Genomic DNA, 15,772 nt, shown 5'->3' on the forward strand with positions numbered 1-15,772 from the left:
CACCGTCGGCGGCCTGCCGCGCCGCGGCCTCGGCGGCTTCGGCGGCGCCGATGGCCCGTCGTACGGCGTCGGCGGCCGAGCCCGGCACGGTGCCGTCCGCATCGCCCTCGTCAGCGGCCCCCTGAAGCGCCTCGCCCACCACACTCGCCGCCCCCTCGGCGTCCCGCTGGACCTTCCCCGCCCGCTCACCCCGCTCCTGGGCCTCCCGCAAACGCTCCAGCATCCCGCGCAGCGCGGCGGCCTGGGCGAGTACGGCCATGGCGGCGGCGTAGGGGTCACCGGCCGTCTCCCGGTGCAGCTCGGCGAACTGCCGTGACTCCACCAGCGCGGTGATGACCTGGTGGTTGACCAGCCGGGAGGGGTCCATCTCCTCCGGCTCCCGCACCCGCGGACCGACCTTGTACGCGGCGAGGAACACATCGGCCAACAGGTCGTTGGCGTACTCGTAGCGCGCCGTCAGCTCCTCGGCCACCTCCCGCAGCCCGGCCGACTGCTCGTACGTATCGCGCCACGTGACGCGGTCGAACCGGTCCGCGACCACGGCCCCGGTGTGCCGCCGGGGAGCGGCGGCACACCGGGCCAGCCACGTCCCGCCGAGGTCCGCCAGCTCGTCGAGGCTGTTCACGGCTGGGCCTGCACCATGTTCGCGTCCACGCCGAGCGCCTCGGTGAGGACGCGGGCGCGGACGGCGCGCTGACGGCCGGTGACCCGGTCGATGGCGGCGGTCGAACGCCCGGCTCGCGCCGCGTCCTCCCGCAGCTTCTCCAGCCGCTTCCCCGCCATGGCGAGCTGGTTGTGGGCCTTCTTGATGACCCACTCGCTCAGCGCCTCGCGGGACTGCCCGGCCATGGCGTCGAGCTGGGCCTCCAGTTCCTCGATGGTGTCGGCCAGGTCGAGCGCCTCCTTGGCGTCGGGGTTGACCAGGTGCAGCACCTCGCGCTCGACGGTCGGGCGCTGCGCGGGCGAATCCCACAGCACATGGGTCAGCACCGACAGATCGGCCTCGCCGACCTCCGGACGGCCGTCGAGGTACGCGGACGCCTGGAGCAGCCCCACCGCCTGCCGCCAGCGCCGGTCGGAGGCGACGAGTTCCTTGCGCCGCAGGGCGGCCCGCAGCGTGCACACCGCGTCCACGATCGCGTCGGGTACGTCCACGGCCGGGACGTCCTCGGCCACGGCGTGCTGCAACGCGGCCAGCTCGACCGTGGTCCGCGGCGGCGCCGCCGGACGGCCGACGGCGGACCGTACGAGCGCGGCGAAGTTGGACGGGTCCGCCAGGTACCCGACCTCGATCCGTACCAGCAGCCGGTCGTAGATCGCGGCCGAATCCTCCCCGCCGGGCAGCTCGTTGCTCGCCGTGATGGCCCCGATCAGGGGACAACGGATCGGCTCGCCGCCGCTCTCGGGGTGGTAGATCCGCTCGTTGAGATAGCCCAGCGTCTCGTTGAGCGCGGCCGTCGAGCACTTGAAGATCTCGTCGATGAACGCGATGTGCGCGGTCGTGGCGCGCCCGTCGTACACCTGGCGGTACTCGCCCCGGGCGAGCGCGGCGACGTCGATGGGACCGAACATCCGCGTCGGCGCGGTGAACTTCGACAGCAGGATCTCCCAGTACGCCGCCCCCTCGACCCGCCCCGTCAGCTCTCGCGCCATCTCGGACTTCGCCGTCCCGGGCGGCCCGAGCACCAGCGAGTGCTGCCCGGCCAGCAGCGTGACGATCAGCGTCCGCACGACGTCGGCCCGCTCGTAGAAGCGGTCCGACAGCTCGTCGCCGATCGCCCGCAGCCGCTTGGCCGTGTCGTGTACGTCCATATCCAACTCCTCGCCCGCGATGCCCGATTGGGCTGACGGGACGACGCTACGACGAGGTGGGTGGTGGTGGCGCCTTTCGCACGCGGGCGCGGCCGAGTGGGTGGGAGCCCACCCGTTCCGCCAGGAGGCACCTCGCAGCGGTAGCTGGGGAAGAACGATTACGCACGAAGTACACCACGGCCCGCTCGTGGACCGCGGGTCCGCCCGGGCGGGGTGCACAGGTCAGTCCCAGCGGTACCTCGCTCTCTACCGTCGACGCCAACCACGCCGGCTCAACAAGTAGATTCCCGGCATCCGCGCGGCGGGGACGGCCTCGAGGTGGGCGGCTCCGGCGGATGCTGGGCCAGGCTCATCACGTAGCGGTTGCCGGGAAACCGGTCACCGGGGTTGAGCATGCCCGAGAGGAGCGGGGTCCGGGGGCGGAGCCCCGGCGGGGGTGGGGCGGAGCCCCCGACCGGGGGCCGGGGCGGAGCCCCGGGTCGGGTAGGGGCGGGGTGGGGGAAAGGTCACCCCAGGCGCCCCAGCGCCTTCCGCACCTCCCCCAAATCCCCATCCGACGCCAACCCCGCGTGGTACAGCCGAATCTCATCCGCGCCCAACTCCACCGCATGCGCCGCATCCTCCGCCAGCGAGGACGGCCGACCCCCCATCCCCGCCACCACCGTGAAGTTCGCGGCGAGCACCGTCCCCTCCCCCCGGTGCGGAACGAACGGCGGGAGCACCGCGGTACGGACCGCGGCGTCGCCCGTACACGGCAACACCACCCCATCCGCGTGCGCCAGCACATCCGCCGGATCGACGCCCACGTTGGCGCCCACCGCCCGCCGCGAGGGCACCGCGTGCAGCAGCACCTGAAAACCGCCGGGCGCCGCAGCCCGCACCGCCGCCACCGCGTCCCGCTGCAAGCCACTCGCCACGCCGTCCCGCCACGCCGCGAAGACGCCCGCCACATCCGCGCTCAACACTCCAGGCGCACCCCCCGCCCACACCGGCTCCAAGGCACCCCGCACAGCAGCCCGCAGCTCCTCCGGAGACGCCCCCAGCCCCTCGTACCCCGCGCAACAGCACTCGCAGAAGCACAGCGACATCAGGTACTGGGCCTCCTCCCCCAGCCCCACCCCACCGATCTTGTCGTGGGCGTGCAGATGGGCGAGCCCGTACCAACCGCACGACTCCAGCTCAACACCCGCAGCCCCCGGCCGCACGGCCGCCTCCGCCGCCAGGTCGACCAGGTACTCCCGTACCTCGGGCCGCCCGATGCACGGCGCCCATGGATAGCGGTCCCCGTACACATTCCGCACGGACGTGCCCGGATGCTCGTCCCCCAGCCGGGAGTTGTGGGCCAGCACGACCCACGCGTGCACCTCCAGCCCGGCCCCGGCCAACGCCTCCGCCGCCTCCCCGAAGGGGTCGGCCCCGGCCACCCATGTCTGCTCGTAGGGCCGCAGCGCACGCCCGGCCCACCGCGCCTCGTCCACCGGATACAGCACCGCCGAATGCCGCGCCGTCACGATCCGGTGCTCGGGGTGCCGAGGGGTCAGGGCCCGCGTCGAGTGGTACGCCGAGGCCAGCGTGACCTGCTGTACGCCCAGGTCGGCGATGCGCGCCGCCGCGTCCGGGTCGCCCACCACGTCCCACGGGTACACAAAGGCGGAGGACTTCACCTCGCACCACCCTCCCCCACCAGCTCCAGGCCCCGCTCGATCAGCTCGGTCAGCGCCTTCACATGCTCCGCGCTCGGCTCGCTCAGCGGCGCCCGCACCTCGCCCACGTCCAGCCCGCGCAACCGCACCCCGGCCTTGACCAGGGATACGGCGTATCCCCGCCCCTGGTTGCGCAGTTCGACGAGCGGCCGGAAGAAGCCGTCCAGCAGCCGGTTGACGACGTCGTCCTCACCAGCCATCAACGCCCGGTGGAACGCCAGCGCGACCTCCGGTACGAAGCAGAAGACGGCGGACGAGTAGAGCGTCACCCCGATCGCCCGGTACGCCAGCCCGGTCAGCTCGGCGGTCGGCAGCCCGTTGAAATACCGGAACCCCTCCTCCGCTCCGGCCTCCCGCACCGCGCTCACGATCCGCTGCATCAGGTCCAGATCGCCGAGCCCGTCCTTCAGCCCGATGATCCCGGGCACCTGCGCGAGCCGTGCCACGGTCTCGGGCGCGAAGACGGCGTTGTCGCGCTGGTAGACGATGATGTCCAGCCCCGTGGCCCCCGCCAGCGCGGTGTAGTGCCGGACCAGCCCCTCCTGATCCGCCACCACCAGATACGGCGGCATGGCGAGCAGCCCGTCGGCCCCCGCCCGCTCCGCGAGCTCGGCGTACTGGATGGCGAGCGCCGTCCCGTATCCGGCGCCCGCGACGACCGGCACCCGCACTCCGCCCGCGGCCTCGACCGCCGCGGCTTCTTCCACCGCCACGGTGACGCAGTCGTGGAATTCCTCGGGGGTCAGCGCGTGGAACTCCCCCGTCCCGCAGCACGCGAAAACGGCCCCCGCGCCCGCCTCGATGCCCCGGCGTACATGGGTGCGATACACGTCAAGGTCCAGGGCACCGTCGGGCCCATAGGCGGTCACGGGGAAGAACAGCAGTCCGTCTAGGCGCTCGGCGAGCGATGCCGAGGCTGAGGGGGCTGTGGTCACGGGCTCTCCCTGTCGCGTGCACGTTTCTGACCGGCATCTATATTCATGAACGCGCTTACCGTAAGGCAGCCGTCGCGTACCGGTCAAGAGTCGGCGCGCGCATCGATCACCCTTGACGCCCCCACCCACAATCCCTACGTTGTCCATGCATCTGAACGCGATGCACATATACGCCCCACCAGCGTCCATCCGGCGTCCGTACGGAGGAGATCCGCCCATGTCCGCGCCCGCTCCCCGCACCATCCTCCTCACCGGCGCCGCCGGCGGCATGGGCACCCTGATGCGCGAGCTGCTGCCCCCGTACGGCTACGAGCTGCGCCTGTTCGACGTCGCGCCCATCCCCGACGCCCCGGACGCGATCATCGCCGACCTCGCCGACAAGGACGCGCTGCGGCGGGCCGTGGAGGGCGTCGACGCGATCATCCACCTGGCGGGCATCTCGCTGGAAGCCCCGTTCGAGAAGATCCTCGCCGCCAACATCCAGGGCACGTACAACCTCTACGAGGCGGCCCGCGAGGCGGGCGTCCGCCGGATCGTCTTCGCGTCCAGCAACCACGCGGTGGGCTTCACGCCCCGCCCCGTCGGCGACGACGCCCCGCTGATCCCGATCGACACCCCGCGCCGCCCGGACACCTACTACGGCATCTCCAAGTCCTTCGGCGAGGACCTGGGCTCGTACTACTGGGACAAGTACGGCATCGAGTCCGTCGCCATCCGCATCGGCTCCTGCTTCCCCGAGCCGACGAACGTCCGGATGCTGTCGATCTGGATGAGCCCCGCCGACGGCGCCCGCCTCCTGCACGCCGCCCTCACCGCCGAGGGCGTCGGCTACACCGTCGTGTACGGCAGCTCGAACAACACCCGCCTGTGGTGGGACCTGTCCTCCGCCCGGGCGCTGGGCTACGACCCCCAGGACGACTCGGAGCCGTACGCCGCGAAGCTCATCGCCGAACACGGCGAACTGGACCCGGCCAACCCCGACCACGCCAACCTGGGCGGCGCGTTCTGCACCAACCCCCCGATCTGGCCCCACTGAGCCCTACCGCCCGAGAAGGCGCCCCACAACACGCCGCGCCCCAAGGGCAGGTGATCCCGTGTCATGCGTTGCCGGCCTCATATGATCATCAGGCTGCAACACAAACGGGAGGGACACGATGAAGCACAAGATCGCACTGGCACTCGGCGCGGCTTTCCTCAGCACGGTGTCGGCAGGAGGTGTCCTCATCTCGGCCACCCCTGCTGCCGCAGATGAGTACGACCAGGTCACGTGCAAGAACTACAAGCTGAAGAGGACCAGCTGGAGCGCCGACTGCACCGTGCCGTACGGCCACGCCCGAGCAATGGCGGGCTGCTACGACGGAACGGAACACTACGGCGCGTGGGTCGGGAAGGGCCGCTACAAGTTCGGAATCAGCTGCGGCAACAGCAAGCTGGCCTATTACGACGTGGAGGCCAGGAAGAACTGAAAGCAGGGGAAAGCCGGGATTGACCGTCCCGCACCTGCAACAGTTCGTTCCCGCACCTCCCTTGGGGTGACGTCGAGGCCGCCACGAGGCGTGTGGCGGCACATGTGACCGAAGGAGTGCTGGACTCCGTTACACCTCCCATGCCACGTTCAATGCCGCGGGGAACCGGCTATTGGGGGGCCGGGAACGCTGGTGACGGAGTTCAGCACGGACACCGTGGAAGCGCCGGAACGGTCCGCGCTGTGGGAAGAAGCCGCAGCACGATCGCGCATGCCCCATCGGGTGCGCTTCACTCGCTGGCCGTCGCCCGCGGCCTGGATACGCCACCGCCGTCTGGAACGCTGCCGCCTCGCCCTGGCCAACCCCCGCCTGAACGCCCGCCCGATCCAGGCCATCGCCACCCGCTGGGGCTTCACCGACCCCGCGCACTTCAGCCGCCTGTTCCGGGCCGCGTACGGGATACCGCCGCGGGACCACAGAAACCTGCCGCACACGGTGTGCGCGAATCGTCAACAAGCCTGCGCGGATTGACAAGGACGCGAGCCAACCCCCTCGGCATGCTTGACGTCGTCCAGCCTGCCCGAAGCCCCCGGACACCTCGTCAACGCAGGTCGGAAGGCTGTTCGGACCGGGGCTTCGCATCAGGCATTCAGCGTCCACAACCAACGGGGGTTCAGATGAGGCTCCACTCATCCCTCGCGGCGTTCACGGTGAGCGCCGTTCTCCTCCTCACGGGGACCACCGCGGCTAGTGCTGCCCCCTCCTCCGATGCGGCCTCGGGCCATCAGACCCGGGCCGGGGCCTCGGCGGCTCCGAGGGAGAACAGCACGCAGCGTCCGGTCTTCTTCATCAAGGGGTACACGCCTGGCGACACGTGCGGTGCGAAGTGGAACTCCGCAGCCAAGCTGTTCAAGAAGTGGAAGGGAGAGTTACACCGCGTCGGCTTCTACAAGACGGACGACCGGGGGTGCGATGTGCGGATCGACCCGGGCGGGAAAGGCACCGGCGACACGTCCATAAGGGATCTGGGACGTGGACTTGCCTGGCAGATCTACAGGATGTATTCGTCCAAGGGGCAGACCGTCGACCTCGTCGGCCACTCCATGGGCGGGCTCATCGCCCGTGCTGCGCTGGCCGGATACAACCAGGGCGACCCGAGCTGGCCGAAGAAGCTGCTCGTGGAAGATGTCGTCACCCTGGGCACTCCGCACAAGGCCGCATTCGCGGTCCACTGCCTCTCCGACCTTCAGTGCCGGGAGATGTACTACCCGAACGGCACCTTCCGGCGCTGGCTCGGAAAGAAGCTTCCCCAAGCGCAGGGGGGAACGGACTGGACCCTGATCGGCTCGAACGCCGACTGGTCCGTCAGCGCCGGGAACGCCGCCCCTACTGACATCGGGGCACAGCATCTGGTGCGGTACTCGGATCGATCGGGGCTCGGCCACAGTGCGCTGCGTACCACGAGGCGGGGCGTGTACCCGCTCCGGTACACCAACAACGGCGGCGCGTGGGGGTCCCTGCCGCGCGGCGCCGCCCCCCTCCGAGCAACCATGAATGCCCTGTACTGGGACAGCCGGTGGTGATCCTCCACTCCGCCACCGCACAGTCTGTCGAGGCCCGGCATTCGGGACGGCAACAGCTGTCGGACCAGCCGGGGGTCAGGAGCTTCGGGGTGTACCTCACCGTCAGCCCTTCCAGTGAGCGACGCTGACCCCACCGCCACGCGACCGAGGACCCCGGCATCCGCCGGGGTCCTCCACCGCATGTGCACCCGGCTCACCTTCGGCTTGACGCGCAGCCGCTGACCGCAAGGGGCGTGGTGTCACACCAAGGGGTTCAGGTCAGGGCGAGGAGGCTGACGGCTACGGCGGCGGTGCCCAGGCCGACGAGTTGGCCGCGGTGGATGCGTTCGGCGAGGACGCCGCGGGCGAGGAGGACCGTACCGGCCGGGTAGAGGGCGGTGATCACGGCGACGACGGCGAGGTCGCCGCTGCGGGAGGCGAGCAGGAAGAGGAGGTTCGCCAGGGAGTCGAGCATGCCCGCGGTGGCCGACATCGCGTACGCGGGCCGTTCGGGGCCCAGTTTGCGGCGCAGCAGTCCGGCCGCGGTCAGGGTGACGGCCGAGGAGACCGCCCGGCCCACGAGCAGGGGGGCCACGCCGCTGTCGGACGGCGCCTGGTGCAGGAAGACGAGTTGGAGGGCGATGGCGGCGCCCGCGCCGAAGGCCAGCAGCAGGGCCGTACGGGAGGGGCGCGCCGCGCCCGCGCCGTGGCCGGCGCTGACCAGGACCACCGCCAGCAGGGCGAGCGGCAGGCCCACCAGCCCGGCGGTGCCCAGGTGTTCGCCCTGGAGCAGGCCGACGGCGACGGGCAGCGCGGCGGAGACGAGGGCGGCCAGGGGCGAGAGCACGTTCATGGGGCCGATGGCCAGGGTGCGGTAGAGCAGGGCGAACACGGCGGCCGAGGCGACGCCCGACGCGGCGCCCCAGCCGAGGGCGCCGGGGCTGAACGAGGCGCCGAGCAGCGGCCACAGCAGCAGCTCGATGGCGAGACTCGCCGGCGCCGCGATCATCACGGTGCGCAGTACGTGGGCCTTACGGGCGCCCAGGCCGCCGAGGAAGTCGGCGCAGCCGTAGGCGAGTGAGCTGCCCAGAGCCAGCAGCAGAGCGATCACAGCACATCCCCCCTGGTGATTGGAACGCCCAGACCGTAAGCCGCACCACCCGGGCGGTGTCAAATAATCAACCGCGCGGTACATTTCATTGGCCTCAGGGAATGCCGGGCCGACCTCGCCGGTTGATCGCGGCATGACTCAGACTCCGGCACCACGCCCGCTGTCCGACGACGACGCCTCCGCACTGCTCGCCGCCCAGCAGTTCGGCACGCTCGCCACCGTCAAGCGCAGCGGCCACCCCCACCTCACCACCATGGTGTACGGCTGGGACCCCGAGGCCCGCATCGTGCGGTTCTCCACCACGGCGGACCGCGTCAAGGTCACGCACCTGCGGCGCAATCCGCGGACGGCGCTGCACGTGCAGGGCGGCGACCCGTGGTCGTTCGCCGTGGCCGAGGGGGACGCCTCGGTCTCCGAGGTGACGACGGTGCCGGGGGACGCGATCGGGCGGGAGCTGCTCGCGATGCTGCCGGAGGCCGCGAAGCCGCAGGACCCGGAGGCCGAGGACGCGTTCCTGGAGCAGCTGGTCGCCGAGCGGCGCGTGGTCATCCGGCTGAAGGTGGACCGGTTGTACGGGACGGCGTTGGACTTCGGAAACGACTAAGGGGCCGTGATCGTGGCGGGCATCGGGCCGTCCGGGCGGACCGTGATGCCGAAGACGGTCGACGTCGGGGTGGCCCGGAACGCGGGGACGAAGGCGGGCAGCAGGTGCTTCAGCAGCTCGACCATCTCGCGCATCGCGAACTGCGCGCCCAGGCAGGCCCGGGCGCCGAGGCCGAAGGGGAAGTACGCGCCGTGGGGCACGGCGCGGCGGTCCTCCTCCGCCGCGGCGAACCGCGAGGGGTCGAAGCACTCCGGGTCGGGCCACAGGGCCGGGTCGCGGTGAGTGAGGTAGGGGCAGACGAAGATGTCGGTGCCCGCCTCGACGCGGTATCCGGCGAGGGTGTCGTCCTCGGTGGCGTGACGCGGCAGCAGCCACGCCGAGGGGTAGAGCCGCAGGGTCTCGGAGGCGAGGGCCCGGAGGGCGTTGTCGCGCTCGGGTGAGTCCGCGGGGCCCTGGTCGAGGGCCCAGCGGCGGGCTTCGGGGTGGCGGTCGAGCAGCAGGTACAGCCAGGCCAGCGTGGTGGCGGTGGTCTCGTGTCCGGCGGTCAGCAGCGTGACCAGTTCGTCGCGGATGAGCTGGTCGGTGTATTCGGGACGGGTCTCCCCCGCGTCCACCAGGACGCGCAGCAGGCCGGGGCCCTCGGGCCCCGCCTCTCCCCGGCGGGCGGCCGCGATCGCGTGTTCGGCGACGGCGTCGATGCGCGCGAGGTCGGCGGCCACGGTGGCGCGCAGCGCGTCCAGGTCGGTCGATGCGGAGGGCGTCGTGGGGAGGGCGGCGCCCACCGCCTCGACGGCGGCGAGTTCGCGGTTGGTGGTCTCGTCGAGGGGGTGGCCGGTGAGGGAGCGCCAGATGGTGTCGAGGGCGAAGAAGCGCATGTCCTCGCGGACGTCGGTCGGGGTGCCGGTACGGGCGGCGACCGCCCAGCGGTCGGCGGTCCGGCGCGCGGCGGCGGCGATGCGCTGCTCGTAGCGGCGGATGCCCGCGCCGGTGAACTGGGCCTGGAGCAGGCGGCGTTGCCGCTTCCACGGCTCCCCGGTGGCCGAGAGCACCCCGTCCCCGACGAGCACGCGCCCCCGGTGGGAGCGCTTGACGTAGCGGTCGGGGTGCAGGGCGAGAACGTGCCGCACCGCGTCCGGGTCGGTGACCAGGACGGTGGGGCGCGGGCCGAGCCGTACGGCGCTGACCCCGCCGAGTTCGCGCGCCTGGGTCAGCAGGTCGACCACCGCACCGGAGGACGTACGCCACCGCTCGACGGCGGCCGGGTCGAGCAGCGGGACGGGGACGCCCTGCGGGGCTGCGGTGGCCAATGCGCTCTCCTGCTCACTCGTCGGACGCGCGGAACAACGACGCTCGGAACAACGACGCTCGGGACAACAACGCTCGTAACAACCGCCCCGTACGGTACGCCGTGTCAGACGCCGCGCGCCGCCGCGAGGTCCACCACCAACCGCTCCTCGACCGGGACGCTCGGGTCGGAGTACTGGCCGGACAGACAGACGGGGCCCGCGTAGCCCAGTTCCGTCAACTGCCCCAGAATCACCGACCAGTTGGACAGGCCCTCCCTCCCCGGTACGAACCATGGCTTCCAGTTCCCGCCGACCGACCCGTCTGCCGGATCAGTCTCGACGTACATCGCGTTCTTCAGGTTGACGATCCCCAGCCGCCCCGCCACCAGCGGCAGCGTCATCCGCGGGTCGTCGCCCGCCAGGGCGTCGTGCGCGGCGTCCCACACGACCTGGAAGTGCTCCACCGGCAGCCCGTCGAGCAGGTCCAGCACCCCGAGCGCCGACGAGACGAAGCGCCCGTGGTGCGGCTGCACCCCGACCCGTACGCCGTACCGCTCCGCGAGCGGCGCGGCGGCTTCCAGGCGCTGCCGTACGCGGCGTACGGAGGCGGCGTAACCGTCGGGGCCGAGTTCGGCCATGACGCGGATCATCGGCACGCCCGCCGCACCGCACGCCGCGAAGACGGGCTCGCCGAGGTCACTCGCGACGCTGATCACCTCCACCCCCTCGGCCCTCAGTTGCGCGGCGAAGGCGGGCAACAGCCGTTCGGCGGCGTCCGGAGTGACATGAGCGGTGTCCCGTACGGGAACCTCGGCGCCGGAGAAGCCGAGCCCCGCGACGAGCTTGCCCAGCTCGTCACCGGGCAGCCGGGACCACGGCTTGGTGAAGACGGACCACAGGAATGTCATGGGTTCAGCGGCCTCCCAGTCCGCTCATGGTGATGCCGCGCACGAACCACCGCTGGGTGAGGAAGAAGATCACGATCAGCGGCACGGTGGTGATGGTGGCCGCCATCAGCAACAGGTTCCACTGGGTGCCGTTGGCGGACTGGAACACCTGGAGACCGACCGACGCCGTCCGCGTGGAGTCGCTGTTGGAAATCACCAGCGGCCAGAGCAGGTTGTTCCACTGGGTGATGAATTTGAAGACGGCCAGGGTGGCGATCGCCGGGACGGCCAGCGGGATGATCACGCGGGTGAACGCCTGCCAGCGGTTCGCCCCGTCCAGCCGCGCCGCCTCCTCGTAGTCCCGGGGGATGCTGAGGAAGAACTGCCGGAGCAGGAAGACCCCGAGCGCGGTGAAGGCGTGCGGCAGGATCATCCCCGCCCAGGTGTCCACGCCGTGTGCCTTGGCCACCAGGATGAACTGCGGGATGAGCGTGACCTGCGTCGGGATCATCAGCGTGGCGAGGTAGATGCCGAACAAGAAACCACGGCCGGGGAACCTGAGCCGGGCGAAGGCGTACGCGGCAAGCGCCGCCGTGACCGTCTCCAGGAGCGTCGTCCCGCCCGCGAAGATGACGGTGTTGACCAGGTAGCCGCCGAGCGGAACCAGCTCGAAGGCGCGGCTGATGTTGTCGAAGTGCCAGGTGCCGGGCCAGAACGACGGCTGCGCGGCCATCGACTCGCTGTCGGACTGGAACGCGACGAGCACCATCATCACGATGGGCGTGAGCGTGACCGCGGTGACCAGGAAGCAGGTGAAGACCAGCAGCTTCCGGGTCGCGACGGGCGAGCGGCGCAGGGCGGACAGCGCAGGAAGGGCGGGGACGACGGGCCGGGAGGGGACGTCAGTTGTCATAGTGGACCAGCCTCCGCTGGAGCAGGAACTGCATCCCCGTGATCACCGCGATGAACGCGAACAGCACGATCGACTGGGCGGCCGCGTAGCCCTGCTCGTAGTTCAGGAATCCCGTTTGGTAGATGTACATCACGAGGGTGGTGGTGTGGACGCCCGGCCCGCCGTTCGTCATGACCAGCGCCTGGTCGAAGACCTGGAACGAGCTGATGACCGACGTGACGACGACGAAGAACATCGCCGGGGAGAGCAGCGGCAGCGTCACGCCGCGGAAACTGCGCCACGGTGAGGCCCCGTCGACCCGCGCGGCCTCGTAGAGCTGTTGCGGGATGGCCTGGAGCCCGGCGAGGAAGATGACCATGCCGAAGCCGAAGCTCTTCCAGACGCTCATCGCGACGAGCGCGGGCATCGCCCAGGTGTCGGAGACCAGCCACGCCGGTCCGTCGATGCCGAAGGCGCCGAGGAGGGAGTTGATCAGGCCGCCGTGGGGGATGTAGAGCCAGATCCAGACGAAGGCCACGGCGACGGAGATGGTGGCGTAGGGCAGCAGCAACAGGGAACGGAAGACGGCGATGCGCTTCAGCCCCTGGTTGAGCAGGAGCGCCAGCGCCAGGCTGACCAGCAGGGTCAGCGGCACGGTGACGAACGTGAAGTAGACGGTGTTGACGAGCGCCGACCAGAACGTCGGATCGGGGCCGAGCCGCGCGAAGTTGTGCAGGCCGACGAAGCTGGGCGGGCTGAACAGGTTCCAGTCGAGCAGCGAGATCACACCCGCCGCGACGACGGGCCCGGCGGTGAAGATCAGGAACGGGACCAGGCTGGGCAGCAGGAACAGCCAGGCGGCCAGCGTCTCCGAGCGGCGCCACCGGCTGCGCGCAGTGGGCGGCCGCGGTCTCGGCGGCGCTCCGGGGGCGGCGGTGTGAACCTCGACGGCCATGGTGGTGGTCCTCCCTGTGCTGACGTCGAGCGGGCGTGGGAACAGAAGTCAGGCGTTCTCAGTGGCCTGCCGTACGGCGTCCTTGTGCTGCCGCATCAGCACGTCCAGCTGCGGGGTGAGCCCGCGCAGCACGCCCGGGACCGTCACCTCGCCGAGGAAGGCCCGCGGCAGGTCCTGGGCGAGCAGCTGCTTGACCCGGTTCCAGTTGGTGGTGACGTCGTACGGATGCCCGCCGCCGACCTTGCCCGCCAGGATCTGCTGGACGATGCCGAGGTTGGCGGGCGGTGGCTCGAAGGCGCTGCCCGCGGAATACCGCGCCGGGTTGTTGCGGCCCGCGCGGGCGTAGATGTCCAGGGCTCCGGTGCTGGTCAGGGTCTTCAGCAGCCGCCACGCCAGATCCAGGTCGTCGCCCTCGACGCCCGACGGGATGGCGAAGCTGGAGCCCGAGACGCGCGGGGTGCTGCCCGCGGGCCCGGCCGGGAAGGGGACGATGTCCCATGCGAACTTCGCGTCGCGGACGTTGAGCACCTGCCAGGGCCCGTTCTGCATGAAGGCGACGTTCCCCTGGAGGAAGTTGGCGAGGGCGTCCTCGGTGACCAGGTTGCTGATGGGCGGGGTGACGCGGTCCTTGACGAACAAATCGACAAGGAAATTGATGCCGTCCAGCGATTCGGGACTGTCCAGCGCGGAGGCGTCCTGCTTCTCGTTCATGACGTTGCCACCGGCGCTGTAGATCCACGAGATCAGGTCGTCCATGAGCGGCGCGCAGGTGAACCCGTACTGCCCCTTCGGCCCGCTCAGCTCGATGGCCAGCTCCCGGAAGGCCGCCCACGTCATGGGTTCGGTGCGGGACGGGGGAGCGATACCGGCCTTGTCCAGCAGCGTCTTGTTGTAATAGAGCACGGCCGGGGCCACGTCGAAGCCGATGGCGTACGTCTTGCCCGCGAAGGACGAGATGGATTGGCTGGCCGGGTAGAAGTCGTCCTGGTCGAAGTCCGGGTCCTGGGCGATCAGGTCGTCCAGCGCCCGGTGCGAGCCGCGCGCGGCGTACGTGGGGATCATCCAGCCGTTGAGCGCGGTGACCAGGCTGGCCGTTCCGCTGACCAGTTGGAGGTCCAGCTTGGGGGCGTACCCGGCGGACGGGGTGAGCGACGAGAGCGACCGGACGTGCATGGTCTTCTCGACGTAGCGGCTGAAGTCGTTCCAGACCTTCAGCTCTTCGGGGCTGCTGGACCACATGGACCACGTGGCGGTGCCCGGCGGCGGGCCGGTCGAACAGCCGGTCAGGGCGCCGGTGGCGGCGAGTCCTCCGGCGGCGGCCAGCTTGAGGAGAGAGCGGCGGGAACAGGGGGAAGAAGACATCGTCGTCTCCTCGTTGGATCAACTCGTTGGATCAACGGTGTGTCAGACGAAGGCCAGGTCCAGGGACTCGGCGCGGATCCGTTCCTCGTCCACCTCGACGCCGAGCCCGGGGCCGGTGGGGACGATCGCGGTGGCGGTGGTGGAGACGATCTCCAGTTTGTCGACATAGAGATCCGACAGGAGTTCGGGCCCGTTCAGCTCGGCGGGCAGCGCCAGCTCCAGCTGGCTGAACAGGTGCAGGGCCGCCGCGAAGCCGATACCGCAGTCGGTCAGCCCGCTGGCGAGCACCTCCAGGCCGCCCGCCTGGGCGACATGGGCGCTCTTGAGGGCGTTGCGGATGCCGCCCGCCTTGCAGATCTTGATGACGACGAGATCGGCGGCGTCCAGCCGCATCGCCCGCGCCAGGTCCTGGGCGGTGAAGCTGCCCTCGTCGATGGCCACCGGGAGGTCGATCATGCCGCGCAGCCGGTGCAGGGCGAGGGTGTCCGTGCTGGGCACGGGCTGCTCGACGCACGCGATGCCCGGTACGTCGCGTACGGCGTCCAGCAGCCGCTTCAGCGCGGCGGGCCGGTACGACTGGTTGGCGTCGAGCCACAGCGGCTTGCCCGCCGCGACCTCCGCGACGGCTCCCACGGCGGCGGCGTCGGCGGCGAGGTCCCCGCCGATCTTCACCTTGTACGCGGCGTAGTCCGAGGACAGCCGGGCGTGCTCGCGCACCGCGGACGGCTCCCCCACGCCGATGGCCGAGCAGAGCGGGATCTCGTCCCGCGTCGCGCCGCCCAGCAGGGCGTGGACCGGAAGGCCGACCAGCTTGCCCGCCGCGTCGTGCATGGCGATGTCCACGGCGGCCCGTGCGAACGGAAAGCCGTTGGAGACGGCGGGGCTGAGCCGCCGGTTCGCCCGGGCGTGGAACAACTCCACGTCGAAGGGGGTGAGTTCGAGCAGGATCGGGGCCAGGTGCCGCTTGATGATCACGGCCATCGTCTCGGCGGTCTCGTAGCTCCAGCTGGGCAGGGCCCGCTGCTCGCCCCAGCCGACCACGCCGTCCTCGGTGGTCAGCCGCACGAAGATCACCGAGCCTGCCTGGTCCGGCGCGGCCTGGTCCGGCGCGCCGACGGCTCCGCTGCCGAGCACGAACCGCCGGGCGAAGGGGACGGCTACGGGGAAGACCTCGACCGCCGTGATGCGCGACATGTG

14 protein-coding genes and 2 pseudogenes are annotated in these 15,772 nt (G+C 70.9%); 5 read left to right on the forward strand and 11 right to left on the reverse strand.

Going from position 1 to position 15,772, the window contains the following annotated elements:
- From EEJ42_RS49045 to EEJ42_RS49060, 4 genes and pseudogenes are all read right to left on the reverse strand, one after another.
- Positions 1–625, reverse strand: a pseudogene (locus EEJ42_RS49045) (hypothetical protein); the annotation flags it as partial.
- A complete protein-coding gene (locus EEJ42_RS49050) occupies positions 622–1,812 on the reverse strand; it encodes an AAA family ATPase (RefSeq protein WP_123108613.1) in 1,191 nt (396 codons plus the stop codon). The pseudogene EEJ42_RS49045 and the gene EEJ42_RS49050, both read right to left, overlap by 4 nt.
- A 506-nt stretch (positions 1,813–2,318) precedes the next feature.
- Positions 2,319–3,476 carry a hypothetical protein gene (locus EEJ42_RS49055; RefSeq protein WP_123108614.1) on the reverse strand — a complete coding sequence of 386 codons (1,158 nt, stop codon included), beginning with the start codon at positions 3,474–3,476 and terminating at the stop codon, positions 2,319–2,321.
- On the reverse strand, positions 3,473–4,450 hold the full coding sequence (locus EEJ42_RS49060; RefSeq protein WP_123108615.1) for a 5-dehydro-4-deoxyglucarate dehydratase: 978 nt from the start codon (positions 4,448–4,450) through the stop codon (positions 3,473–3,475). The genes EEJ42_RS49055 and EEJ42_RS49060 overlap by 4 nt, the downstream gene beginning before the upstream one ends.
- A gap of 217 nt (positions 4,451–4,667) precedes the next feature.
- Here EEJ42_RS49060 and EEJ42_RS49065 point away from each other — a divergent pair, with 217 nt between their 5' ends.
- The 4 genes and pseudogenes from EEJ42_RS49065 to EEJ42_RS49080 all read left to right on the forward strand — a co-directional run bounded on the left by EEJ42_RS49065 (position 4,668) and on the right by EEJ42_RS49080 (position 7,499).
- Positions 4,668–5,486, forward strand: coding sequence for an NAD-dependent epimerase/dehydratase family protein (locus EEJ42_RS49065; protein ID WP_123108616.1), 819 nt, complete (start codon positions 4,668–4,670; stop codon positions 5,484–5,486).
- Between the two features lie 118 nt (positions 5,487–5,604).
- The gene (locus EEJ42_RS49070; protein WP_123108617.1) at positions 5,605–5,916 is read left to right on the forward strand and encodes a hypothetical protein; all 312 of its coding nucleotides are present in this window, start codon (positions 5,605–5,607) and stop codon (positions 5,914–5,916) included.
- 306 nt (positions 5,917–6,222) lie between these two features.
- Positions 6,223–6,399 (forward strand): annotated as a pseudogene (locus EEJ42_RS54835) (helix-turn-helix domain-containing protein); the annotation flags it as partial.
- A gap of 194 nt (positions 6,400–6,593) precedes the next feature.
- The gene (locus EEJ42_RS49080) at positions 6,594–7,499 is read left to right on the forward strand and encodes an esterase/lipase family protein (protein ID WP_184503635.1); all 906 of its coding nucleotides are present in this window, start codon (positions 6,594–6,596) and stop codon (positions 7,497–7,499) included.
- 253 nt (positions 7,500–7,752) lie between these two features.
- Here the strand turns inward: EEJ42_RS49080 and EEJ42_RS49085 are convergent, their stop codons facing one another.
- Entirely contained in the window at positions 7,753–8,589 is an 837-nt protein-coding gene (locus tag EEJ42_RS49085) for an EamA family transporter (protein WP_123108619.1), read from the reverse strand.
- A 133-nt stretch (positions 8,590–8,722) separates the two neighbouring features.
- Between EEJ42_RS49085 and EEJ42_RS49090 the strand changes: the two genes are divergently transcribed.
- Positions 8,723–9,193 carry a pyridoxamine 5'-phosphate oxidase family protein gene (locus EEJ42_RS49090; protein ID WP_123108620.1) on the forward strand — a complete coding sequence of 157 codons (471 nt, stop codon included), beginning with the start codon at positions 8,723–8,725 and terminating at the stop codon, positions 9,191–9,193.
- Here the strand turns inward: EEJ42_RS49090 and EEJ42_RS49095 are convergent.
- The 6 genes from EEJ42_RS49095 to EEJ42_RS49120 form a co-directional block, all read right to left on the reverse strand.
- A complete protein-coding gene (locus tag EEJ42_RS49095) occupies positions 9,190–10,500 on the reverse strand; it encodes a cytochrome P450 (RefSeq protein WP_123108621.1) in 1,311 nt (436 codons plus the stop codon). The two genes, EEJ42_RS49090 and EEJ42_RS49095, sit on opposite strands and share 4 nt — an antisense overlap.
- A 104-nt stretch (positions 10,501–10,604) precedes the next feature.
- Positions 10,605–11,387: a sugar phosphate isomerase/epimerase family protein gene (locus tag EEJ42_RS49100; protein WP_123108622.1), complete on the reverse strand. Its 783-nt coding sequence runs from the start codon at positions 11,385–11,387 to the stop codon at positions 10,605–10,607.
- 4 nt (positions 11,388–11,391) lie between these two features.
- Entirely contained in the window at positions 11,392–12,279 is an 888-nt protein-coding gene (locus EEJ42_RS49105) for a carbohydrate ABC transporter permease (RefSeq protein ID WP_123108623.1), read from the reverse strand.
- Positions 12,269–13,213: a carbohydrate ABC transporter permease gene (locus tag EEJ42_RS49110; protein ID WP_123108624.1), complete on the reverse strand. Its 945-nt coding sequence runs from the start codon at positions 13,211–13,213 to the stop codon at positions 12,269–12,271. The genes EEJ42_RS49105 and EEJ42_RS49110 overlap by 11 nt, the downstream gene beginning before the upstream one ends.
- Before the next feature lie 48 nt (positions 13,214–13,261).
- A complete protein-coding gene (locus tag EEJ42_RS49115) occupies positions 13,262–14,575 on the reverse strand; it encodes an ABC transporter substrate-binding protein (protein ID WP_123108625.1) in 1,314 nt (437 codons plus the stop codon).
- Positions 14,576–14,617: 42 nt separating this feature from the next.
- Positions 14,618–15,769, reverse strand: a complete 1,152-nt coding sequence (locus tag EEJ42_RS49120) for a mandelate racemase/muconate lactonizing enzyme family protein (RefSeq protein ID WP_123108652.1) — start codon at positions 15,767–15,769, stop codon at positions 14,618–14,620.
- Positions 15,770–15,772 lie beyond the last annotated feature (3 nt).

Source organism: Streptomyces botrytidirepellens (genome assembly GCF_003721215.1).
Lineage (GTDB): Bacteria > Actinomycetota > Actinomycetes > Streptomycetales > Streptomycetaceae > Streptomyces > Streptomyces himastatinicus.

Excerpts from the sequence above, each read along its gene's own strand:
- EEJ42_RS49050 (WP_123108613.1), bottom strand. The coding sequence starts at position 1,812 with ATGGACGTACACGACACGGCCAAGCGGCTGCGGGCGATCGGCGACGAG.
- EEJ42_RS49065 (WP_123108616.1), top strand. The coding sequence starts at position 4,668 with ATGTCCGCGCCCGCTCCCCGCACCATCCTCCTCACCGGCGCCGCCGGC.
- EEJ42_RS49070 (WP_123108617.1), top strand. The coding sequence starts at position 5,605 with ATGAAGCACAAGATCGCACTGGCACTCGGCGCGGCTTTCCTCAGCACG.
- EEJ42_RS49080 (WP_184503635.1), top strand. The coding sequence starts at position 6,594 with ATGAGGCTCCACTCATCCCTCGCGGCGTTCACGGTGAGCGCCGTTCTC.
- EEJ42_RS49090 (WP_123108620.1), top strand. The coding sequence starts at position 8,723 with ATGACTCAGACTCCGGCACCACGCCCGCTGTCCGACGACGACGCCTCC.
- EEJ42_RS49100 (WP_123108622.1), bottom strand. The coding sequence starts at position 11,387 with ATGACATTCCTGTGGTCCGTCTTCACCAAGCCGTGGTCCCGGCTGCCC.
- EEJ42_RS49105 (WP_123108623.1), bottom strand. The coding sequence starts at position 12,279 with ATGACAACTGACGTCCCCTCCCGGCCCGTCGTCCCCGCCCTTCCTGCG.
- EEJ42_RS49110 (WP_123108624.1), bottom strand. The coding sequence starts at position 13,213 with ATGGCCGTCGAGGTTCACACCGCCGCCCCCGGAGCGCCGCCGAGACCG.
- EEJ42_RS49115 (WP_123108625.1), bottom strand. The coding sequence starts at position 14,575 with ATGTCTTCTTCCCCCTGTTCCCGCCGCTCTCTCCTCAAGCTGGCCGCC.
- EEJ42_RS49120 (WP_123108652.1), bottom strand. The coding sequence starts at position 15,769 with ATGTCGCGCATCACGGCGGTCGAGGTCTTCCCCGTAGCCGTCCCCTTC.